This is a genomic window from Paenibacillus sp. DMB5, assembly GCF_001517085.1.
GTDB lineage: Bacteria > Bacillota > Bacilli > Paenibacillales > Paenibacillaceae > Paenibacillus_AQ.
On the sequence record NZ_LRAC01000037.1, the window covers coordinates 55,336 to 79,410 of the forward strand.

The 24,075-nt window shown below is 46.7% G+C and carries 18 protein-coding genes; 9 read left to right on the forward strand and 9 right to left on the reverse strand.

Features of this window, described 5'->3' with window-relative positions:
* Nucleotides 1-345 precede the first annotated feature (345 nt).
* Both AWJ19_RS06970 and AWJ19_RS06975 read right to left on the reverse strand, forming a co-directional pair.
* Nucleotides 346-7,152 (reverse strand): S-layer homology domain-containing protein, encoded by a 6,807-nt coding sequence (locus AWJ19_RS06970; RefSeq protein WP_082707739.1) that lies wholly within the window; start codon nt 7,150-7,152, stop codon nt 346-348.
* 301 nt (nt 7,153-7,453) lie between these two features.
* Nucleotides 7,454-10,192 carry a glycoside hydrolase N-terminal domain-containing protein gene (locus AWJ19_RS06975; protein WP_068722411.1) on the reverse strand — a complete coding sequence of 913 codons (2,739 nt, stop codon included), beginning with the start codon at nt 10,190-10,192 and terminating at the stop codon, nt 7,454-7,456.
* Nucleotides 10,193-10,316: 124 nt separating this feature from the next.
* Between AWJ19_RS06975 and AWJ19_RS06980 the strand changes: the two genes are divergently transcribed.
* Both AWJ19_RS06980 and AWJ19_RS06985 read left to right on the forward strand, forming a co-directional pair.
* Nucleotides 10,317-10,538: a hypothetical protein gene (locus AWJ19_RS06980; RefSeq protein WP_068722413.1), complete on the forward strand. Its 222-nt coding sequence runs from the start codon at nt 10,317-10,319 to the stop codon at nt 10,536-10,538.
* A gap of 47 nt (nt 10,539-10,585) precedes the next feature.
* The gene (locus tag AWJ19_RS06985) at nt 10,586-11,200 is read left to right on the forward strand and encodes an AraC family transcriptional regulator (RefSeq protein ID WP_128083527.1); all 615 of its coding nucleotides are present in this window, start codon (nt 10,586-10,588) and stop codon (nt 11,198-11,200) included.
* A gap of 67 nt (nt 11,201-11,267) precedes the next feature.
* On the opposite strand, the gene AWJ19_RS06990 is transcribed toward AWJ19_RS06985, so the two are convergent.
* Nucleotides 11,268-12,020: an SDR family NAD(P)-dependent oxidoreductase gene (locus AWJ19_RS06990; protein WP_068722417.1), complete on the reverse strand. Its 753-nt coding sequence runs from the start codon at nt 12,018-12,020 to the stop codon at nt 11,268-11,270.
* 204 nt (nt 12,021-12,224) lie between these two features.
* Nucleotides 12,225-13,226: an NADP-dependent oxidoreductase gene (locus AWJ19_RS06995; protein ID WP_068722419.1), complete on the reverse strand. Its 1,002-nt coding sequence runs from the start codon at nt 13,224-13,226 to the stop codon at nt 12,225-12,227.
* Between the two features lie 183 nt (nt 13,227-13,409).
* Here AWJ19_RS06995 and AWJ19_RS07000 point away from each other — a divergent pair, with 183 nt between their 5' ends.
* The 7 genes from AWJ19_RS07000 (at nt 13,410) to AWJ19_RS07030 (ending at nt 19,380) form a co-directional block, all read left to right on the forward strand.
* On the forward strand, nt 13,410-13,958 hold the full coding sequence (locus tag AWJ19_RS07000) for a TetR/AcrR family transcriptional regulator (protein ID WP_068722421.1): 549 nt from the start codon (nt 13,410-13,412) through the stop codon (nt 13,956-13,958).
* A gap of 43 nt (nt 13,959-14,001) precedes the next feature.
* On the forward strand, nt 14,002-14,697 hold the full coding sequence (locus tag AWJ19_RS07005; RefSeq protein ID WP_068722423.1) for a response regulator transcription factor: 696 nt from the start codon (nt 14,002-14,004) through the stop codon (nt 14,695-14,697).
* Between the two features lies 1 nt (nt 14,698).
* Nucleotides 14,699-15,754, forward strand: a complete 1,056-nt coding sequence (locus AWJ19_RS07010; protein WP_068722425.1) for a HAMP domain-containing sensor histidine kinase — start codon at nt 14,699-14,701, stop codon at nt 15,752-15,754.
* A 213-nt stretch (nt 15,755-15,967) separates the two neighbouring features.
* On the forward strand, nt 15,968-17,128 hold the full coding sequence (locus AWJ19_RS07015; RefSeq protein WP_068722427.1) for an alpha/beta hydrolase: 1,161 nt from the start codon (nt 15,968-15,970) through the stop codon (nt 17,126-17,128).
* A gap of 26 nt (nt 17,129-17,154) precedes the next feature.
* Nucleotides 17,155-18,105: an ABC transporter ATP-binding protein gene (locus AWJ19_RS07020; protein ID WP_068722428.1), complete on the forward strand. Its 951-nt coding sequence runs from the start codon at nt 17,155-17,157 to the stop codon at nt 18,103-18,105.
* Nucleotides 18,105-18,821, forward strand: coding sequence for an ABC transporter permease (locus AWJ19_RS07025; protein ID WP_068722430.1), 717 nt, complete (start codon nt 18,105-18,107; stop codon nt 18,819-18,821). The genes AWJ19_RS07020 and AWJ19_RS07025 overlap by 1 nt, the downstream gene beginning before the upstream one ends.
* A 142-nt stretch (nt 18,822-18,963) precedes the next feature.
* Nucleotides 18,964-19,380 (forward strand): VOC family protein, encoded by a 417-nt coding sequence (locus AWJ19_RS07030; protein ID WP_068722432.1) that lies wholly within the window; start codon nt 18,964-18,966, stop codon nt 19,378-19,380.
* A 387-nt stretch (nt 19,381-19,767) separates the two neighbouring features.
* Here AWJ19_RS07030 and AWJ19_RS34615 read toward each other — a convergent pair whose 3' ends face one another.
* The 5 genes from AWJ19_RS34615 to AWJ19_RS07050 all read right to left on the reverse strand — a co-directional run bounded on the left by AWJ19_RS34615 (nt 19,768) and on the right by AWJ19_RS07050 (nt 24,075).
* A complete protein-coding gene (locus tag AWJ19_RS34615) occupies nt 19,768-19,923 on the reverse strand; it encodes a hypothetical protein (protein ID WP_198536484.1) in 156 nt (51 codons plus the stop codon).
* Between the two features lie 11 nt (nt 19,924-19,934).
* A complete protein-coding gene (locus AWJ19_RS07035) occupies nt 19,935-20,834 on the reverse strand; it encodes an alpha/beta hydrolase (protein WP_068722434.1) in 900 nt (299 codons plus the stop codon).
* A 117-nt stretch (nt 20,835-20,951) separates the two neighbouring features.
* Nucleotides 20,952-21,986 (reverse strand): ABC transporter substrate-binding protein, encoded by a 1,035-nt coding sequence (locus AWJ19_RS07040; protein ID WP_068722436.1) that lies wholly within the window; start codon nt 21,984-21,986, stop codon nt 20,952-20,954.
* A 90-nt stretch (nt 21,987-22,076) separates the two neighbouring features.
* The gene (gene yjfF, locus AWJ19_RS07045; protein WP_068722438.1) at nt 22,077-23,045 is read right to left on the reverse strand and encodes a galactofuranose ABC transporter, permease protein YjfF; all 969 of its coding nucleotides are present in this window, start codon (nt 23,043-23,045) and stop codon (nt 22,077-22,079) included.
* Nucleotides 23,035-24,075 (reverse strand): ABC transporter permease, encoded by a 1,041-nt coding sequence (locus AWJ19_RS07050; protein ID WP_068722440.1) that lies wholly within the window; start codon nt 24,073-24,075, stop codon nt 23,035-23,037. Before AWJ19_RS07050 ends, yjfF begins: the two co-directional genes overlap by 11 nt.

Sequence of the window (24,075 nt, forward strand, 5' to 3'; positions counted from 1 at the left end):
CAGTGCACACAAGCTCCGCTGCTATTCCATTCAGGATGTCGCCTACCAAGTCATGCTACTCCAGTCTGACTTACTTCGGGAGAGTGTTCAAAAAGTTTACCGGCATCTTCCGTATTTTTCTGGAATGCCGTCAATTGTACGGAAGTCCCTCAATCACCAAGGTACTTCATGCATCCATGAAAGTGATCTTTTGAAAATTTGAAGAATGGCTCCCCATTTCTTCCACGTCCCTGGTTCTTCACATCCGCATTTTTACATTGTATAATTCCCCATCAACCAAAAAGACCTGTCATCTGACAGGTCTTCCAGGATAACAACATTCTCTTCCGTCTGTTGCCAATGGCGCTACTGCGGCAGATTGTACAGTATTTGCGCTAATTCCGCTCTCGTCGTAGCATGGGTAAGGCTCAGTTTACCGTTATTACCGTGAATGATTTCAGCCTGGATCAGTGCGTTTACTGCTTCATACGCATAATCAGAAACCTGATCTCCATCGGAATAATCTTTAGCCGTACTGTTTCCGGTCTGCTCTGGAAGCTGATGTAAAGCCCCTAACACCCGATAAATCATGGTAAACATGTCCTGACGTGTAATTTCGCTGTCTGGTGCGAACTTATTATCGCCTACACCCGTTGTAATGCCTAAATTTTTCGCAGCAGCAAGATAATTCGTATAATACTTATTACCGGCATCCGAGAAATTAGGGGTCAACGTATCATTGGCCTGAAGGCCGTAGGCCCGCATCAGCATGACCAGGAATTGTCCTCTTGTAAGTGATGCATCCGGACTAAATTCCCCATTGCCTGTACCAAGTGTAATTCCACGCGCTGCGTTGAATGTGATGGCGTCATAATACCAAGCGGTTGAAGCTACATCGTTAAATGTTACTTTGTTATGTCCAATAACAAATGAAGATAAATGGGCAGTGTTCCATTCCGCAGCTTCAGTATCGGGATTGTATTTACCTCGTACAGGCTCAAATCCGTCCTTACCGCTAGGTCGGTAAATCACAATGGCGTTCTGTTCTTCGCCAGGCAGCAGCGTATACGGAATACGAACCAGAGCTTTACCCTCCCCCAGATCTGTAATGATTGTATTACCTGCAAGGACAGAAATGTTATACATCGGCCTTCCGTCCATTTGTGTCTTCAAGCTGCCGGACAGGCCGCCAGAAGCTTCTTTAGCGATATGAATCCCGACGTTGTTCTCCTTATTCGAAGAAGCGCTAATGGCCTCCATTGCACCTTCATCTAACGTTACAATACCTATACCCGCATTTACTCTCAGCTGTGCATTTGTTTGCTGGGCGAGCAGGTCGAATAGTGCTTTCGGAAGGGTAACCTCTGCTGCTGCTGAAGCGTTCAACTGAATGTCCACAACCACTGCTCTTCCTGCCTTTCCGGCTTCTTTAACAACATTCAGAAGATCAGTAACCGCTGCGGAATCAAGGCTGCCCGTAACCCGGTCCTGGCTGCTTCCGGAAGCAGCGAGCTGAATGCGGATCGTATTCACATTACCGGCTGTACTGCTCTCGATGGATGAAGGATTACTCGTATTGTTGCTTGATCCGGCATTAGTAGGATTCTGATTTCCGTTCGAAGGTTCGGAGTAGGCCGGGATATCCATTTTCAGAACATTACTCTTGTTTCCGGCCTTGTCCTTCGCCACGATGTAAATGCTCTTGTCTCCGGCATTCAGATCAGCAAGCGCAATACGAACCTCAGTGTTAGCTTGATAAGCTACACCATTGCCGGCAGTATTAACGGATGGTGCGCCGGCATCACGATTTACAACTCCATAATAATAGCTGCCTGCTTCATCGGCACTGAAAGTCACGGTGGCCGTGCTGTTCCCGCTGCGGATTACTTGACCGGCTGTCAGCTTCGGCGCTGCTGTATCCGCACTGCCATCCGACTTACGGAATGCAGCAAGCTCACTATAGGCTATACCTGAATCGTTCTTAGCAATAGCCATCCATGTATCATGGGTAAGGCCAGAGAGCCCTTCAACGGTGATAGCAGCCGAACCCTTTTTAACTGCTGCTGTATTCAGAGCCGTATTGCTGTACAGAACCGCATCGATGCTGCCTACTGTCAGCGTTTTGGGCTCCAGATCAAAATCAAGATCCAATTCGTAAATGTCCTGCGCAGCAGCTTTCACACCTGCTTCATAGGAAGCTAATTTAGACCCGTCATAATAATTATAGTCCACTAATTTAGGCGAGTATGAATTCATGTAAATCTTACCGTTAGCAAGGTCGAAATACAGGTTCTTGTAGTAAGCATTTCCGCCTTCTTCACCGGACTGGTAATCGGTAAGAATCTGATAAACACGGCGTTCTTTCTCTCCGTCACCATTATCATCAAAACCGGTTACATTGATTGCAGCACCATGGTAATGTCCGCCAAGTACAAGCTTCAGGTTAGGATTCTTGGCTACCACCTCTTGTTGAAAGTAATTACCGGCCGTGTCCAATTCAGCGGAAGCATTCACATAGTTATGAAGAGCCAATACGGCGATACGGTCAGAGTGCGCTGCAAGAACCTTGTTCATCCACTCCACAGCATTCTTATCGAAATCATAACTCATATAGACAAAGATGAAGTCTTGTCCGCCGGCCGTTACCAGATCATAGTGGCCCAGATTATTGTTATACGAACCGCCGTAAACCCCGTTGTTCTTGAAACGGTCTGCACCGAAATACGTCTGGTAATTTTGATATCTGCCGTTATGGTTGGCGATATCATGGTTTCCCGCCAGAACACCGTATGGGATTCCGGCATCCTCTAGAATCTTCATATATTGATCCGCATAATCCCATTCATACGTCTCGTCAATATCATCCACCAAATCACCAGTATGAACGACATAACGGATATCTAAAAGCTCCTTGTTTGCAGCGATATGGCTGTTCATCATTTCAAAATTGCCAGGGAAACGTTCGGAGTAATACTGGGTATCACTTTCCCAAGCGATTGAGAAATCATACTGCTCCGGCTCCCCGGTTCCATCCCAAACATAATCATTAGCTGTGGTTCGGGTGCGGCCGGCCGTTTGGCCGGGAGACATTTCGATCCCTCTGCCCTGCGCAAGCACATACACGTTGCCATCCCTTATATAGTCATCTGTTTTAAGCACTGCAGTGACTTTACCTGCTTCATAACCGGAATCCAGCAGAATCCATTGATCCGCGGCTTTATTGCTTACGTACAGGCGGACATCCTTGCCGTAATCCGCTGACGCATCCAGAGAGATACGGAGTGTGGAGTCAGCCTCGGTTACATCAAAGGCATACATTTGATAAGGAAGACTGCCGTCTGTACTCGTAACGGCGCCTAATGCTCCACTCACTGCACCGGCAGTGTCATCGCCGGTCCCTTGGTACACCGTAATTCCCTTCCCTACAGTTAAGGCCTGTGCCTCGTGGAAGGAAACCGTCGCCCGGTCACCGGCGCTCAGCGCAGCTGTTAGAGTTGCTGCATCATCCTTACCTTCCAGGGAAGCCACCTCCGAAATGACTGGAACATTAACGCTGGATTCGAATGTCCATTCAGCCGTGCCTGTATTTCCCCATTCATCCTGAATAGAAGCCTTCAGTTTATGCTTGCCCGGGGTGAGCCCGGAGCCATTGAAGGTTACACCATCAAGCAGGCTGCCGTCTAATTCAAGAACAAGCGTATCGGACACTACTGCCGACGCATCCAGGAACTCAGCCGAGAACGTGTATGCCCCATCAATGTGAGAAGGGCTGTCCGCGCGAATAACAGGACCTGTGTTATCGACATTTACATGGATCTCTTTGCTGTCATTAGCCGTCTGGATGGAAATCGTATGAGCCCCGTCAGCCGCTGAAGACGTATCCCAGGCAACGCCGTTAGCAGTCACAGATTCTTTAGGAACCGTAAAATGCAGCTCTACTTCACGCTTGGTGCTGTTCATCGTTACAGGATCTGAAGATTTAACGTCACCATCCGGAAGCACCCGGGTCCCGTCAGGCAGTACCAGAGCAAAGTTAGTGATATTGAAGTTATCACTGGCAGTACCTGGCGTAATGTCCATCGCATCAATTTCAGTACCAGCCAGAATCCGTACAGTCACTTCTGCATCGCCATTCTGATGATAAGTAAACAGACTGCTGTCGATCTTTACAGCACGGGACGGCAGAACATCATACCAGCGAGAGAACACCTGCACCAGATTTCCGTTAGCCAAAATCGCATTCTTTCTGCCGTCCAAACCGTTAATATCCAGGGTAAAATAAGCTCCATGCTCCAGCACACGGGTGGTATTCACTGGAGTGCCGTCTATTTTGATGTCCACATTAGCGTTATCCTGTGATCTGCCAATGATCTTTACACGGCCTGAAAGGGTTTCATTCTCCGATACATTGGAGCGAATGCCTGTAAACGCATTGGGGCGGATGACGTTAACCCGGTGTACAGGCGTAGCAGCTGCACGGAATGTGTTTTTGGCCTCCACATAATATTCGATATACTCACTGTTCAAGAAGCGGTCTGCACCAATCTCAACATAGAATTTATCAGGTGTACGCGTATTGAAAGAGTTGGATTCCTGAGCGGTCCAATCCTTTGATTGATTCGTACGGTAGTATACCGTAAAGCTTTGAATTCCGGTTGGATCTTTATATGAATACGGAATGCTAAGATCCTTTCCTTCCTCAATAAGGTCATACTTGCCGCTGTTGTCCAGCAGTGAAATTTCAGGAACGACGCCAGGGTCTGCTTTAGGTGTTGTTTGAATGTCACTTACTTGACCGGCAGTAGGCGCAGCTTGCTTGGCAATCGCGAGTGTATTCGCAATTCCCTCAGCAGCCTGCAGGTGCACGCTGGTACCCTCTGTCGTACCTGCATCTGTGGTGATGTAAGAATACGTAGAGATGACTTCATTGCTGCCCTTGGCAACGATGGAGATTTGTGCGGTTGTATTCTTCAAAGCGGTCTGGTTATTAACGGAAAATACGGGCACGTCCTCCGGCACGGAAAGAGCTTTACGGAAATCCGCCTCGCCCGGCATAGTCTTCCCCTTATTCTCCAGGTCGACACGACGCACCCAGAAGACAGCAGCGGAATGAGCCGGGATTTGTAATTCCGTTTCATTAAACGTTAAGGTCTTGTTCACTATAGGCGTTACAGATAAATCCTTATAGACCAGATTGAAATATGTCCCGAAGTCCAGCTTATCAGCAGATGCGTTATAGACCTCTATATAATCCATACTGTCGACAGTGTCACTGCTAAGTCCCGTATAAACATCTTGGCGCGGGATGTCGTTCGGATAAATTTCGGTCAAGTAGAGTGATAGATCCGAATGATAGTCAGGAAGATCAAATTTAAGCGTATCACTAACCTGGTTCCCTGCATCTTTAACTACAAGGTAAACGTCCTTTGCTCCTGCAGTTAATGCTATCAGCTCGATTAGAGTTTCCTCGTTTGCGTTAACGGGTATTCCGCTGCCCGTCGTATCAACTAGCGGCACAGCGGCGCCATCCTCTACTACCGCATAATAGTAGCTAGCAGCTTTATTTGAAGTAAAGGCTGCACTGGCGTTCGTTACACTTGAGCGGCTTACCGCTCCTGCGGTAAGTATGGCTTTCGAGAACCGCTCCTTTTGCACTTCGCTTACCTGACCGGCGGAGGAAGGGGCCTGTTTAGCGATAGCAATGGCACCGGGGTTACCCTCTACAGCTTGTAAATGAACGCTGGTACCCTCTGATGATCCTGCATCGGATAAGTCATAAGTATATGAAGAAATGATTTCATTGCTGCTTTTGGTAACGATAGAAATAGCTGCCGTTGTATTCTTCAACGCCGTCTGATTGTTTACAGAGAAAACAGGAACTTCAGCAGGAATGTTGTTGCTTAAGCGGAAAGCCGCCTCATCCGGCATCGTCTTCCCTTTGTTCTCAAGATCCGTACGGCGCACCCAGAACACAGCCGCTGAACGGGCGGGGATTGTGATTTCCGTTTCATTAAAGGTGAGCGTTTTGTCTCCCGTTTCCTTATAGATAAGATTAAAGTTTCTTCCAAAATCCAGTTGAGCGCTGGAAGCATTATAAACCTCGATATAATCCATACTGTCAATGGTAGCTCCGCTAAGTCCTGTATAGACTGAGTTGCGGGCAATATCATTAGGGTAAATTTCGGTCAAATAAACGGATGTATTGGAAACGAATTCAGGGATAAGCAGCTTTAAGGGGTCACTAACATTGTTGGCATCATCTTTTACGACAACGTAAAGGTTCTTTGCCCCTGATGTTAACGCTGTAAGCTCAATAAGAGTTTCCACATTTCCGCTAATGGCTTTACCGCTGCCATTAGTATCAATGATGGGCGCACCCTCCCCCTCACTTACGACCGCATAGTAATAATGTCCCGCTCTATTGGAAGCGAAGGATACCGAGGCATTAGCTTCACTCAACCGACTCACGGCTCCCGGTGCAAGCGTTAATTTAGTCAGCAAGGTTTGCTGCACTTCATTCACTTGGCCTGCTGAAGGCGCAGCTTGTTTAGCTAAAGAACGGCTATGGGCGATTCCTTCCTCAGCCTGTAAGTGAACACTGGTACCTTCTGCCGAACCGACATCAGATGTATCATAAGTGTAAGTGGAGATCCTATCGTTGTTACTTTTTGCTGCGATTGAAATCGTTGCACTTGTATTTTTTAGAGCTGTTTGATTGTTAACGGAAAATACAGGTACTTCGGCCGGAATATTATGGCTTGCACGAAAAGCAGCTTCATCCGGCATGGTCTTCCCGTTATTCTCCAAATCGACACGCCGCACCCAGAAGACAGCAGCTGAGTGAGCTGGAATCTTCAGCTCCGCTTCGTTAAACGTCAATATTTTATCTGAGGCATCAGTATAAACAAGGTTGAAGGACGCTCCAAAGTCGTGTTCAGAATCAGAGGCGTTATAAACCTCAATATAATCCATACTGTCGATAGTCGTTCCGCTGAGTCCCGTGTAAATATCATTGCGGGCAATATCATTCGCATATATTTCAGTAAGCCATAACTGCTGTGTTACCATATCGATTCCGTTTTCCGAAGCCTGTGCAGACAGGGGTTGCATAATGGACAAAATAGTTGATAATGCCAAAAGGCAAGAAAGATACTTCTTAAATGTATTACTCATGTTAGGTTTAGCTCCTCTGTTTACATGTGTGCAAGATTTGTGTAGTGGGAAGCAGTAAATGACTCAGGTTTGGCTGAGAACAATTGTCGGTCAATTCATCTCCTTTTAAATAGAATATGTAATGGGTATAAGTGACCCTAAGTAAACAAAATAACAGGTTAAGGTCATGGCAAATGAAGAAGTTTATTAAATCTTCGACAATTTTTACATTTTCGGGTATTCATCCGAACATTTACTACACGAAAAGACAGCAGAGCAGCGATTCTCCCGTTACTGGATAATCGCTGCTCTGCATTTTGGGTTATTGACAGCTAGCTTTAAGCCCAGCCAATATAAATACAACATCAACCTCTACACCTGCACTAAGGACTAATTGAATATAATTCCCCTGCTCATTCTGCTCTATCTTGGCTTCACTCCCGTTAACCATAGCCTTTGTCCATGGAAGCCCTGGCTTTAAGCGGATGGTATTATCATCCCTGAGAGAGTTCAGTGTCACGTGTACGGTTCTTGCGGGCAAATCCCAGGATAATGCCTTAGCTTCGACCATTGTTCTTGCCATAAGTCCATTAATGGAGCCGGTTTGCCAATCGGAAGGCAAAGCCGGAAGAACCTCTATTACTCCGGTATTCGAGAATAATAATGCTTCATTGACGGCTGCCACTGTGCCGAAGGAGGTATCCGAACAGTAGCAGTTACACCTTCTGTTAGAATCATGATCTGTCATCAAGGAGCTGTAGTACCCGGCATCCCTCATCATTGGAAGCAGTGAGGAGAGCACGCCGTCACCATTTTTCAGCCTGGCTTGGACCAGCGCCTTATGCATCCAGCCATGCCCTGCGGTATCATCTCCGGTATTATATTGATCCCTGTTGGCAATCGCGGTCTTGGCAGCCCGGGCCAACCCCGGATTGTTCTGCGTTTCATAGGCAGGCCATGCTGCATAGAGATGGCTCAAGTGCCGGTGGTTGTTATTCTCCATATATTCATTCATAGCCCACTCGCGTAAGGCACCGTCCGAATCGTATTTGTAATCCGGCAGCAGCTTAAGCAATGACTCCCATTTAGCTATTGCGTATTCATAGCCTTCTCTCTTGACTGCCTGCTCCATTGCAATGACCATGGATAGACCATCCCGGGCGGCTGAAATATCCATAGTGGCATTAGCTGTAATCGTGCTGTTATAGCCGATGGGATGATTTTCGGGAGAATACGCCGGAATGATCAGGTATTTTTCACCCGGATTTAGTAGCGTTTTGCCATGCTGGTGACATGCGTTGCCGTTAATATCCGTGTAGTATTCCGGTGTGCATAGCTGCTCCCAGAAGTTAGCCTGCTTGGTCAGCAGGGGGAGCAGAATATTCTCTGCAAGATTCAAATAGCCTTTATCCTTAAGCTGTGCGAATTCCTCATCATTCAGGCCTCCATCACGAACACCAAGTACCGGTTTTAGTTCATGTAACCGCATGTTGCCGTTAATCGGAATCTGCTGGTTCCCGTAACACTGCCAGTACTCATAGATAGGTAAAAGACACCAGCTTGCCCCCGCGTTCCAGTATTCAAACGGATAATCATTGTCATATTCCACGTGCATCCCGCGGTCGCCGTCAGAGTTAACGGATACCTGCAGCGCATCATGCATGCCGTACGCCATCCGCGCATTATATTCAAAATCGGGAGTATTCCTCAGGAAAAAAGTAATATATCCAAGCTGCGCTTGTGTCAAATGGCCTGTATTCATAGCGGCAACCTGCAGATTCACATTGGCATCAAGCGTATAAATCCCGCGCCAGCCAGGGTTCCATTCTCCCGTCCACATTCCATACAAGCGCGGTGCGCTTGCACCGCTGCAGCAGATCATGGCATACCTTCCCTGGTTATACACCTGCTCCATAAAAGCATGATTGACTCTTTGCGGAGTTGACTTTTGCGCATGGATTAAGCCCAGATTATCAGCGTCCTTATCCTGCCCGTCGCCTTCAATGCTGAAGCTTACTGCGTTAAACTCTGCTGAATGTTTCTCTGAATGGGCAGCAAGCGCTGCATTATAATCGAACCCGCCGCCCGGAGCAGAATATTTCTGTACAACTGCATTAGTGACTTGAAAGAGCTGGTCTACAATCTCGTATTGTGTCATTGCGGAGAAATCTTCTATTTTCCCCATGGAATGCGTTCTGCTGGAGCGTGTAATTAAAAATACGGCATCGGCATCCTTAACCTGAACCGCAGGGGTTGCTGTCCCGGACACGTTCATCGGTTCAAGGCTGCTGTCGGCCAGCAGAACTTTTTCCTTAGTACCGTTAACCACAACAACCCGGGTCAAGCCTGCGTACCCTCCATAGGCCAGCTCACTTCCCGGATAGGAAGGGTAATGAACGACCTGCGCGAGATAATCCGCATTAGAATCCGCCAGCTTTTTATATTGGAGTGCCTTCAAATCGTTAGGGCCAGCATATGCCCCGCTCAAAGCGGTAATGTCGTCTATGGAGAGGGTTAAGTGAAGCTTGGCCCCTGTTGAAGATGAAGTTAACTTCGTAATTGAAACGTTATCCTCCCGGGATGTAAAAGATGTGCGGACCCACTCCCCATTCTCATCACTGTAGCGCACTCCCGTCTCTGCCGTTTCATAGTTCGTCCATCTCTCAAACCTGCACAAACTTCCTTTATCGGGTATGTTAACTCTGAGCTGATGTCCCGGATGGTAGCTATAGTAAAAGGTTCTCTTTCTCGTCCCGCCGTTCCCGTCCGTAATCTTCCAGCTATCATTTTGGCTGAAGACGTTCTGCCGGGCATCCGGGAGCTGAGCGGTTAGTTCCTCCGGAATGTCTCTGGGGTCTCTGGAAGGAAAGTTAAACCACATGTACTGAAAAATAAAGCTGTCCGAGTAGGGCGAGCCGGAGGTGATATACCCGTTCTCCCCGTTTCCGCTGATCATGCCCTCCCGCCAAGCATTGCCGGGATGGACAGCAGGAACCTCTGTATATGTGCTAGCGTAATTTCCTTTCCGATACATGCGTCCTGTGCCTGGTACTCTTGTCATCTGGTATCCTCCTGAAAGGCTGATTCTGAATGCAAAATAATTATATCAATGGGAGTTTAGATTCGTTATCCTTAGAGATGACAAGGAAGCCGGAAAGGTGTCGCATTTTTACAGGAGGTAGAGCATGAAATTACCCAGCATCAACATTGATCATATGGATATCAAGCTGAACCTTGAAGGCTTTGTACTGAACGTGTTGTATGTCAAATTCGGCTATTTCTACAGACCCATGCCCGAGCACAGTCACAGCCACAACAGCTATGAGCTTCATTATATCCCGGCCGTCACGGCACCTTGTACGCGCAAGGAAAACGCTATGCGATTACACCCGGCACGATATATGTGACCGGACCGGAGGTCGCTCATGAGCAGATCCCTCACCCGGAGGATCCGATGGCGGAATATTGCATCTTTTTCGAGATTCTGCCCGGCAACTCCGTTCTCCCTATGGTCAAGCGAACCTTCGTGAAGGAGCCGTCTCTTCCAGAGCTGCTGCTGTCCACTCCCTTCTGGATCGGACAAGACAGCGGAAATATGCTCGGATTGTTTGAAATGCTTGCGGATGAGCTCTCTCTGGAGCAGGCCGGTGTTCATCATATGGCAACTAATATTCTTGAGATGATTGTGATCCGGCTAATAAGACAATACAGTAAGAATCACGCGTCCACTCAATCCCTTCCTCTGAAGACCCTTGACGACAGCAGGCTGCTACTGATTGAAAACAGCTTCCTGTACCACTACGATTCCATTACGCTGCAGCAGCTTGCTGACCAGCTGGGGCTAAGCACCAGACAGACGGAACGGATGGTATACAAGCAATACGGCATGGCCTTTAAAGATAAGAAGCTGCAGGCGCGAATGGGCGCAGCATTACGTATACTGCTTACAACAGACACTTCTATTAGTGATATTGCTGCACAAGTGGGATACGGTACACCGGAGCAATTCAGTAATGCGTTCAAAAAATATTATGGAATGACGGCTACAGAGTATAAGAGGAATTGTTGAAAACAAATCCTCTTATAAGCGTAGGATAATCCGGACTAGCTCTTCATATAAGCAAATCTGATTATAATTAGAGCTCTGAGATGACTGGATAGATGCGGCTTCTCAGATTAAAGTCATAGTTCTGGTCAACAATACCTACGGCATCGTTGCTATCATAAAGGTCTACCATGAAACCCGCCATTTGTTTGGCCGTGTGGTACTTAGGCATGTTAGCTTTGTAATCAAATTCTTCAGCATCTATTGATTTCTTCACAAACTCGGTTTCGGTTATTGCCGGTGCCAACACTTTTGCTTTTAATTTAGCACCTTTAAGCTCCAGTTCTTTGGCAAGCCCTTCGGTGAAGGCACTCACATAGTATTTAGATGCAGAGTAAGTAACACTTCCAACAGCAATAGCATATCCGAGAGCGGATGATACGTTAATTAACTGAGTGCCTTCTACATCAGCATAATCCCGCACAAACAGTGTAGATAGGATCGTCAAGGATTCGATATTAACACGTAACATCGTTTCAACTTTATCTAAATTCTGTTCTGCTACAAAAGAAGCTTCACCAAGCCCGGCATTGTTAATCCAGGTCTCAATCTGGTATTCCTTCAAGGTGTTGTAGAGTGTGTAAGCCTGTTCTGTAACAGACAGGTCGGTTGAACGAACAATAACCTTTACATTTGGATCAATCTCATGAATGGCTGATTTAAGCTCTTCTAATTTGTCTGTTCTTCTGGCTGCCAAAATTAAGTTTTTGCCACGGGCAGCGAACGCCAATGCGGCCTCATATCCTATACCTGAGCTTGCTCCTGTGATCACTGTGTACTTCATTGCTATTCTCTCCCTTTTAAAATAAGTATTGTGATTTCAGATGTTTTGAGAATGATCATTCTAATTAAAGTAAAAAAACTACACGGTTAGATCTAACTTGCCTCAGTATACCAAAATTAGAACGACCGGTAAAGAATAAATTATTTAAGAATCATTTGCCCCAGGGTTCTTTTTCCTAATTTCAATCTTCATCATCTCCTCCCCTTAAAATTGAATAATGACTTTACCTTTGGGATGACCTGTTGCAACAAAATGCAGTGCTTCGTTAATGTCCTCTATGCGGAATTCTGTCGGGTCCACCGCAGGTACAATCCCGTGATCTTCAATGATCTTCGTAATTTTTTTCAACTGTTCGCCGTCACTGCGCACAAAAATAAAATGATATTGAATATTCTTTTTCTTCGCTTTGTAGTCATACTTAGCCCCGGCAATGGTGAAGAGCTTGAGCTTCCAGCCTGATAAGCCTATACCTTCGGCAAAACGTTTGTTAGGACCGGTACGCAGAGAAAGAAGTCGGCCGCCTGCTTTAATAATGGCAAGTTCATGATCAAATTCGCTTGGTCCCAAGGTATCCATCACATAATCCAAATCACGAAGCTGTTCCCAGTAATTCTCTGTCGTGTAATCAATATATTGGTCGGCACCGGCTGCCATCGTCCGTTCACGGGCTTGCGGGCTTCCGCTGACAATGACCTTAAGCCCCATACTTTTGGCGATAGGAATAGCCATTTGGCCAAATGAACCCGAACCTCCGGTAATAAACACGCTTTCGCCGGCTTTAGCAGCTAATTCCTCGTGTAATCCTTGATAGGCAGTCAATCCTGTTAATGGCGCAGCAGCACCAGTCACAAAGTCCAGATTAGCAGGTAGGTGCCCGATAGCATCTGCACTAATCGCCGCGTACTCAGCAAAAGCACCGATTTTGTGTAGCGGCAGACGTGAATAAATGGCATCACCCGCTTTAAAATCATGGACGTTCTTACCTACCTTCTCAATAACACCCGTCAGCTCATTACCGAGTACCAGTGGAAACTTATAATCCTGGATCAGCTTCACGCTCCCGGTTGCGATAAGCAATTCCAAATGATTAACCGCTGCTGCCTTCACCTTGACCAAGACTTCGTTATCACTTATTTCCGGGATTGGAATATCGTTGACTTCCACTTTAAACTTTTTTGAATATTTGGTGATTTGTGCTGCTTTCATAAATAATAGCCCCTTTGCACTGAAGAATAAGTAACATTTATTAGTTTTTGTAACTTACACAACAAGCATAATACCCCAGGTTACAAAAGTCAACAATTGTTACCTGCTATTGTATATGCTAAAATACAGACAGGTATAAATGATGATTAAGGCATTTATTGAAGAAGAAAGGCTGGCAGCAGGATGGCTAAAATCACACAGGAGCTCATTATTGAAACCGCTGAAGCATTAATGGAGCGTACGGATAAATCTGAAGTGACGCTCTCGCAAATTGCGGATGAATTAAGTATCACCCACGCAGCGCTCTATAAACACTTTAAAAATAAGCAGGAGCTCTGGGCTGCCGTCTCCAAGAGCTGGTTCAACCGGATGATTTCAGAACAAATCCAAATCGACATGACTAACTCGGCGAAGCCGAAGGAATTACTCCACGATTGGCTCTGGGCATTTGCGAATGCCAAAAAACGCGCCTATAACGAGAATCCCAAGATGTTTGCCTTGAATACGCAATATGTAGACAGCAATCCGCTCGTATTACGTGACGTTCTCTGGGATTCCTACCAGATTATTGACGGCATCATGGAATATCACGATCCCCGCTTCGAACGGGCAGAGGCGATTCTCTCTGCATTTGCAGTATTTAGTCTCCCCTCTTTTAAAGATTCATGGAATTTCCCTGACTACCAGGACAGGTTTGAGCGTATCTGGCGTTTAATCAAACAGGGGCTTTGAAGCTAAATGGTTCTAGTTGGGTTCAGAAGTTGGGAGGTATAAAATGCCAAAAACGATATTAGTTGTAGACGACGATAAAGAGATCGTAAAACTCATCACAAAAAGTTTAAGGTACGAGCAATTTGCAACAATTCCGGCATACTCCGGCAAAGAAGCCTTGGCTGCATTGGAAGAAAACCAGATTGATTTCATCGTTCTGGATATCGTGATGCCTGATATGGATGGACATGATGTCTGCAGAAGCATCCGGCAATCTTATAATGCTCCCATCCTGTTTTTAAGTGCGCGTGATAAGGACATTGACAAAATCGTCGGTCTAGAAATAGGGGCAGATGATTACATGACCAAACCCTTCAGTATTCAGGAGCTTGCCTCCAGGATAAAGGCCCATTTCAGAAAAGTGGACAGGCTGTTTAAAGAGTGGGAAGAACTGAGTCCCGTTAACGAAAAGGCGGATGCTCCGCTCATTTTGAATGATAAAACGTTTGAAGCCTTTCTGCATGGCAGGAAGCTCGACTTATCTACGAAGGAATTTCAAATTTTGTCTGTTCTTATGCATCATCCCAATCAGGTACTGACTCGTGAGCAGATTTATGAAAATGTCTGGGGAGATGAATACGGGGAGTTAAATACCGTAACGGTCCATATTAAAAATATTCGTAAGAAGCTGGGTACTGAATTTAACTTTATCAAAACCATATGGGGCATAGGATATAAATATACGGAAAGAGAGCAATAGTATGAAACTGAAAATAAAGCTTCCCCTCTTATTTCTGCTGATGCTGCTAATTCTTATGTTTTCCATTGGATTGTACTTGAAGTTTGTCTTTGCAGTGTATTCCCCTATACCCGGCACCTTGCTGGACTCACGATATATAGCCTTGCTTCTGCCCATATTTGCCATTGCGCTATTTATATTTATTATTCTGATTATCTACATTTATTTTTGCATAGAGAAACCCATCCGGCTGCTAAATACCCGGCTGGAAGAAGTAAATATTGTACATCCGATGCCTCCGCTGGCTTTGAGGAGTAACGACGAGATCGGAGAACTTTATAAACACTTCAATAAAATGGAGCATAGACTTCAACTTGCCCACAGAGAGCAAACCGATATGATTGCGGCAATTGCCCACGATTTGAAAACACCCCTGACATCCATTAACGGTTTTACTGAACTGCTTGCTGCACATAAGGACTTACCTGAAACTGAAAAGCAGGAATATTATGAATTGATTCAAAGGAAGTCAGCCTATATGGTCGAGCTTATCAATGATTTCTCCAGCTTCACTAAAGAAAAGCTGGAGCTGGAATCCATGGTAGCTGCACCCGTACAAGCATCACAATTATTTGAACAAATTGCTTTTGAATATGACTATGAGCTGGCCGGACTTGACTACGAGCTTGCTTACCGTCATTCATTCACGGACAATATATTGCTGATGGTCAATGAACCGATGATCCGCCGGGTTTTCGGCAACCTCTTCAGCAACGCCGTAAGATATGGAGGGAAAAATGAGCTGAAGGTGTATATGACCGGATACGTGCAAGGACATTATGCTTATTTCCAAATCGAGGATAATGGAGTTGGAGTGCCGGATAAGGATATTTCTTCACTGTTCCTTAAATTTTTCACTGTGGATAAATCGCGGCAAATCCAAAAGGGCGGGCTGGGGCTGGGGCTTGCAAGCTGTAAATCTATTATTGAACACCACGGGGGCGAAATTGCTGCCTACCCTTCCGAATATGGCGGTTTGGGGATCAGATTCAGCCTTCCCCTTGCTGCACATCACTGAGTTATTGTTGTCCTTCTTCTTTCTGCAACAAAGGTAAAGGCTGCTGCCTGGGTGTTCACACCCGGCAGCAGCCTTTTTTTTGCGTTTTATAGTTTTTTATATCCTCTTTATAAACCTTTATTTTTCTTTTAAAGCAGCTTTACCTTTGAATGTAAAAATGACTTGTAGCATTAAAAACTGCAATTACCGGAACTTAATAAGGAGGATATGGAAATGTCAATCGAGTTCAGCCGCTGGCCCGATAACTACATGATGTCATACCAGGTTACTAAAGCTTTGGGTATGGCAAGCCTTGGTGCTACGGACGTCACCGAAATCTACGAGGCCTGCAAAAAAATCGACCCCGATGACAAGGATACATGGCACAGGGAATGGCTCATAACCGCTCAGGCACTGGAAAGACACGGCAAGGAGGCCGAAACAGCCGGCAACTGGTATACCGCACGGAACTGCTACATTCGCGCCTGCAATTACTACAGAATCGCAGAGTATGCGGTGATGGATAATGATCTCGAGAAAATCCGTATTTTTAAAAAGGTCAATAAGCTCTTCGAAGCTGCCGGAAAGTACTTCGATGTCCGCCCGGAGAAAATTGAGATTGATTACGAGGATGTCAAGCTGGATGGATACTTCTTCTCCCCTTCCTGGATCAAAGGTCCAAAGCCGACCCTGTTTGCACTAAACGGTGGTGACGAGTGGTCCATTGAAAATTATTTCTGGCTGGGTCCTGCCTTTCTTTCGTGCGGATATAACTTTTTGGTCTATGATCAGCCTGGTACCGGTCTCTCAATGTACGAAAAGGGTAAGGGGAGACGTGCCGACAGCGAGGCTTTTCATTCCCGGGCCATTGACTTTCTTCTCACACGGCCGGAAGTTGATCCTGACAAAATTATTGTGCACGGGGAGAGTTTTGCGGCTTACGACTCCCTGCGGTTCGCTTCGTTCGATCACCGGATTGCTGCCGTCATCTCTGACGGCGGTACGCATGCCTTCGACTGGAAGGCTATGCTTTCATGGATGCCGCCAAGTCTGGCCGCACACGGCATGAGAATTCTGGGGGCAGAAAGCCTGGAGGATTTTGCGGGGAATCCGCGTTTTGCCTATGATCTTGAGGGCGTACTCCACCAGATTGAATGTCCGCTGCTTGTAATGCATGGTGCAGAAGAGATATTGGTTCAGCCTAACCCGCTGACACAAGCCTTGAAGAATTACGAGCAGGCAGGCTCGAAAAACAAGACATTCTGCGCGATAGAGGATAGACGGCTTGGCGGATTAGAGCACTGTCAGGTAGACAACATCAACGTGCTGCATGAGGTAGCGCTGAATTGGCTCTGCTCTATTGGGCTCGGGCCAGCTGCGCCCCGCCAATCTTAGGGATTAACGTGAAGGAGTTAAAGGCTATGCGAATGTTATCAAAGAATAAGAGTGCCGGAACGCCCGCTATACAAATTGACGGGGTCCAGAAAAGATATGGAGACTATACCGTATTAAATAATCTTTCGCTGGAGGTGCACCGGGGAGAGATATTCGGATTTCTGGGACTGAATGGCGCCGGGAAGACAACGACTATTAAGCTGCTCCTGGCGATGCTGAAGCCAACCTCCGGCAAGCTCTATATGTTGGGTGAACAGGTCGATGCCGGAAATTATAAATTATGGAGCAGCGTTGGATATCTGGAGGAGGCTACTTTTTATCCTGATCTGACTGTAGTAGAGAATCTTGACATCGCAAGGCGCATGCAGGGGGTGCCTGACAAAGATTCCGTACATCAGGTTATCTATAAGCTGGGACTTGAGCCGCACCAAAAAAAGAAAGCAAAGCATCTCTCTTTAGGGAACAAACAGCGCCTGGGACTTGCCAAAGCGATGATTCACAATCCGCAAATTCTAATCTTGGATGAGCCGATCAACGGCCTTGATCCCGCAGGCGTAGCGGAGATACGGGATATGTTATATAACCTGGCGAAAAATTTCGGCGTAACTGTTTTTTTATCCAGCCATCTGTTAGAGGAGCTCGCGAAAGTGTCCACACGCATTGGAATCATCCATCATGGCCATCTTGTTAAAGAAGTTGCTATGGATCAACTGGAGCAAAACTTACAGAAAAGCTTAGTGGTAGGCGGCCGGGACAAACATGCTTTGAAGAAGGTGCTTGAAGAGCATGGCTATGCATTTGAGGAGACTATAGACGGCTATATTAAACTAATCGGTGACCACGCAGCGGATCGTCCTGAGCGGCTGGCCGAACTGCTGGTGAAATGCAATCAGCCGCCAACCTCGCTTCAGGTGATTACGGAGGATTTGGAAGGATATTTTCTCCGCACCATTGGTATGACCAGGGGGAATAAATAATGAATCTATTTTCTGTTTTACATTGTGAGACCCGCAAGATTATCCGCGCCAATGTGTTTTGGCTGATGTTTCTTGTTTTAGGATTTGGGCCAATCATGATGGGAGTAGGCATTGTTTTATCCAGCGGCGCCGGCGGCATCCATTGGGAACAGTATTTCACCGAATTGCTTGATACGCTTGCCCCGCTTGGACTGATTGGGTACACCTTTATCGCGGCTTGGGTATTTGGACGGGAGTTTTCAGATAGAACCATTAAAGATTTGCTTGCCAAGCCCGTTTCCAGACCGAAAATAGTACTGTCCAAATTTCTTGCCATTCTAGCGTGGTGCCTGTTGCTTTCCGTCTATATGTTTGCCATCGGCTTTGCTGCGGGGGCTATCCTGGGTGTTGAGGGCGGGTCAGCTTCTTTCATCTGGAGTATCTTCTTGAGGTTCCTTTTAACATCACTGTTGTACATCTTTGTTACCACACCAGGCACACTTTTGGCCAATGTGACCAAGGGATACCTGGCACCACTCGGACTCATCCTGATCATCGTTATTCTTTCCAGCGTGTTGGCCTCCTTTGGATTTGCCCCCTATTTTCCGTGGACCATCCCGTCGGTATTTCAAAGCACCGGTTCTTTAAAGCTCGGCAGTATCATGATTCTTGCGTATACGGGAGTAGCCGGAATAGCCGGAACATTTGCCTGGTGGAGGTATGCTGAGCAGCGATAAATGTACCGTACTACTTTCCCGTTCAAAACTATAGTGCCCCCAATCAGACTCCGGCTTACGTGTAACTCTGGTATGTTGAGAGGTTCGTTGCTATACTGGGTTTGCATCTGCTTATTCCAATTTGATGATGGGGTGTTTAAAAATGGCATTAACGTCCACCTTCACGAGCATCAATCTGCCGGTAAACAACGTAGAGCAATCTAAGGCATTCTTCACCGGACTCGGATTCGAGCTGAGCCCGCAATTCCCCGATAATGAAGACTCGGTAGCCATCGTAATCGGTGATAACCTGCAGGTTATGCTGCTCACCAAAGAAATTTTAAAGTCGCTCACGCAGAAGGAAACCGTTGATACGGAAAAATATGCGCAAATGACGATTGCACTGGCCTTCGAGAGCCGGGAAAAAGTGGATGAAATCGTGAATACTGCGGTCTCCCTGGGCGGGAAATCGTATGAAGAGCCTGAGGATTACGGCTTCATGTATCATTGGGCCTTCGAGGACCTGGACGGCCATATGTGGGCAATCAACTACATGAACACGGATGCAGCTCAAGGTTAGGGGTAAAGGAGAGCGCATTTAGACTAAGGAAAGGCCATCCCGAAAAGGATGGCCTTAACACTTTTCGTTACATTCTTTAATCACCTGTAAAGAGAATTTTGTTAATAGACAACATATTTGTTTTCCCTTAGAATAAGTAAAATATTTAATGACAGGGGGCTAACTGTATGAGTCTAATGGTTAGCTTAACTGGTAAAGCAAATGTAGAAGATATAGTCACTGATGCTTTAGAAAAGCAGGTTCCATCGCCTCATAATGACCTATTTGGCGTTGAGTCATGCAGGTGCATTTAATTAAACAGGAATCTACAGGTCCCTTTTTTGTAGCAATAAAAAAAGAGTTCCGCACCTTACAGGCTGAACTCTTGGTGTATTGCTTACCAACTGCTTATTCTTCAAGAAAACCGTTAGACGGATTCGTGAAATACTTTCCCGTCACGGTGCCGGTGAAAGAAATCATGACTACGGAATCATCGTCGTTATTGCGTAATTCGGTCGACTTCTCTATTTGCACATGTACAGTGAGCACTTCCTCAAATTCCATGTGATCCCTCCTCAGCGTGGCCGGTTTAAGTGAGCAGATAAAAATTTAGCTGTAATATCAAGCACCTGAGGACTCCAGAAGCCTGGCCCGTGATCCGCGCCTGCCACTTTATAGAATAATACGTTCTGTCCATGCGCTTTCAAGGCTTTATACATCTCTATGCTCTGATTAATATGTACAATATGGTCACTGTCTCCATGCACGATCAAAAATGGCGGAAGCGCTTTAGATAAATCCTGATGAACAGGGCTCGCCTTCTTCGCCAATTCCGTATGTTCCTTTACTGCCCCGCCAATGAACAAGCCTTCCGGAGAGTCGGCTGCATCGTGGTCAAGAATATTATTATACTTTCCTAAGGTCAGCAGGTCCGAAACCCCGTAATAGTCGATGACTGCGCTAACCTCGTCCGATTGTTCACTGTACAGACCGTTATCATACTCGCCCATGGTAAGCCCCGTCATTAAGGAAAGGTGTCCGCCGGAGGAATCTCCCCATACCGCTACACGGTCCGTATCAATTCCATACTCCTCAGCATGTTTACGCATATACCGGATTGCACATTTTACATCTTCAACTGCTGCCGGGAAGGGTGCGATGTCGGTGTCCCGAATTTCAACGCTGGCTATCACGTACCCTTTTGCTGCAATATGAGAGAGATTAGGAAGACCGGAGTATACATCCTGTTTTCTCCATGCAGAACCTTGGATAAAGACGACTAGAGGAAACTTATAGCCACTTCGGGACGGCAGGATAATCTGCAGTTTTCTTTCCACATCGCCGTAGGTCGCGTAAACTACATCAGGACGGTAAGTACAAGAATAATAGGACCCTCCTTCCGCAAAATCCCCATACAAAATCTGTGTTCCTTCGGGTGTTTCGTTGGCTGCAATATCCGCTGCTTTCTGATCCACTGTTAGCAACTCCTTGTAAAAAATATGATTTCCAAGTTCTTCTTTACAACAAATATACTATCATACTTAGGTTTAAAATAGCATGCAGCGCTGTACTGCTCCAGCATCCGGCTCCTCCTAATATTTACGGTACTCCACTTCTTTAGCAGCCAGATCCTGAGTGAAAATATCCTCGGGTGTGACCATCCTTTTGGGCAGTGTTCTCCCGGCCATGATTTCTTTTACAGCCTGCATCAGCAAAGGGCCAAGCAGCGGATTACATTCCACAACCGCATTAATATTCCCGTCAACCATCTGCTCGAATGCGCGCCGGGTGCCGTCTACAGAAATAATGATGATATCGCTGCCCGGCTTCAAACCGGCCTCCTTGATCGCCTCTACTGCACCTATTGCCATATCATCATTATGGGAGAACAGCACCTGGGGCCACTTCTCTTGAGGCTGCTGCAAAAACTCCCTCATAACCTCCCGGCCGCGTTTCTGAGTGAAGTCTGCCGGTTTCGTCTGAGTGATCTGATAATTAACATTTGCCTCAATGGTCTTCCGGAAACCTAATCCACGGTCGATAGAAGGGGTTGATCCCACCGTTCCCTGCAGCTCAGCGATTTGAATGATACCGGAGTGATGGCGCATTCGATCCATCATATATTTGGCTGCCTTCACACCTTCTTCGTAAAAATCGGACCCGATAAAAGTAATGTAGAGCGAGCTGTCCTCCACGTTCACAGACCGGTCCAAGATAATGACCGGTATACCAGCCTCCTTGGTTTCCTCAAGAATAGCTTCCCAGCCCGTCTGCACTACAGGTGCAATAGCAATCATATCCACATCTCTGCGGATGAAAGAACGGATCGCCTCAAACTGCTTGTTCTGATCCTGTTCAGCATTGGTCATCAGCAGCGTTATTCCAGCTTCTTCGGCCGCCTCCTTGATGGAGGCCGTATTCGCTTCCCTCCAAGTACTTTCTGAGCCAAGCTGGGAGAATCCCAGAATAATAGGCTTCATGGGATTCGGCTCGCCAGGAGGTTCGAAATTAGTAATTAAGGGGGAAACGGGCGGAGGCGTTGTAGGCAGAGAACTTTCCCCGCTGCTCTTGGAACAGCCCGGCATGAGCAGCAACCCCAAAATCAGACACCATTTTACCAGTTTCATGGATGACCCTCCTTTGTGGTAGCGATTTCATTTAACATAACAAAACATTGGGAAACAGATAAAACTGTCTCCCAATGCATATATTCCTTGTTATTGTTTCAGTGAAGAACGGTTCGCGCTTAATACCCGCTGCAGAAGGATGAATACGAACAGCAGCAGGCCGATAACAATTTTGGTCCACCAGGAACTCAAAGTACCTTCAAAACTGATGATCGTTTGAATTACACCTTGAATGAGTACCCCGAAAAAGGTTCCAAGTACATATCCTACACCGCCCGTGAGCAGCGTTCCTCCGATAACTACAGCGGCAATCGTATCAAGCTCAAAGCCTACCGCATGAAGCCCGTATCCTGACAGCATATAAAAAGTAAACACAATGCCGGCAAGTGCAGAACATAATCCGCTTAAAGTATAAACTAAAACTTTAGTGCGTGCTACAGGAAGTCCCATCAGCAGCGAGGATTGCTCACTGCCTCCCAGCGCATATACATTGCGTCCGAAACGGGTATAGTGGGCGATGAAGATCGCTAAAGCTGTAATGATTAAGGCGATAATGGCACTGATCGAGATGAAGCTTCCGCCCGGCAGGGCAATTTTGGTCTGTGCTACAGAGGCGTAGAACGGATTATCGATCGTTATTGTATCAATACTGATCACATAACATAACCCTCTGGCCATAAACATCCCTGCCAGTGTCACGATGAACGGCTGAATTTTGAAGTAATGAATAATGGCGCCCATCCCGCATCCAAATGCAGCCCCCATCAGCAGCACCAGTGGTATAACAACCGCGGGCGACCAGCCATGCTGCTGCACCAGGCTGGCAGAAACCATGGTGGAGAGTGCGATAATGGATCCGACAGACAGATCGATCCCGCCCGATAGAATGACAAACGACATTCCAACGGCTGTAATAAGCAGAAACGCATTGTCTATAAGCAGGTTCATGAGCACCTGCAGTGAGAAGAAGCCGGTGTACCGGAAGGAGCCCGCGGTGAACATCAGAAGGAATAATAGAATCGTTACAACAATAGGTATATATTTGCGGTTAAGAGACATGACGGATACTCTCCTTTTCTCCGGGGTAATGGCGCGTCTTCCAGCGGTAGAAAATGGCGGCCCGGAAGCTGTCGGACTGAATCAGGCAGACAGCAAGAACAACAAACGACTTAACAACAAGCGTGATTTCCGGAGGTACACCGATCATATAGATCGTAGTGGTCAGTGTCTGAATAATCAGCGCACCAATTACCGTTCCTGTAAGATAGAAACGTCCACCGTTCAGTGAGGTTCCTCCAATCACGACGGCCAGAATCGCATCAAGCTCATACCATAGCCCCGCATTGTTACCATCTGCACTCGAGACATTGGAGCTGAGTAACAGTCCGGCGATCCCTGCGCACACCCCGCAGAATACATAGACCGATAGAATGACCCAATTTGCCCGGATGCCCGCCATAAGGCTTGCCGTCGGATTGCATCCGACCGACTCAATGAACAAGCCCAGTGATGTTTTGCGGGTAAGCAGCAAGGCGACAACCAGCATCAGAACTACTACAAAAATAGAAAACGGCAGTGTGGCCAGCGCCCCCGAGCCAATGTAGGAGTATTTGCTGCTGCTAACCGTTATAATCTGCCCTCCGGTCACTAACTGGGCGATTCCGCGTCCGGCTACCATTAGAATCAGTGTAGCGATAATCGGCTGAATTCCGGCTACCGAGACCAGCAGACCGTTCCACGCCCCGAGGAGGACCGACAGTCCGACGGCAAGCAGAATAGAGATTACAATCAGACCCAGCGCGTTCTGGTCTGTGCCTTTACTGATGGTCAGGCAGGCAAGTGCACCTGAGATGGCGACGATTGAACCTACTGACAGGTCGATGCCTTTGGTAGCCACGACCAGTGTCATCCCGATGGCCACCAGTATCAGCGGGGCACCGAAATTCAGAATATCGATCAAACTGCCGTATAGATGTCCATCATGCATTGTGATTGAAAAGAAATCCGGCGAATAGAGCAGATTGAACAGCAGCAATGCAGCCAGGATACAAAGCGGCCAGAATAGATGATGCTTGTATAGTTTTCCCAT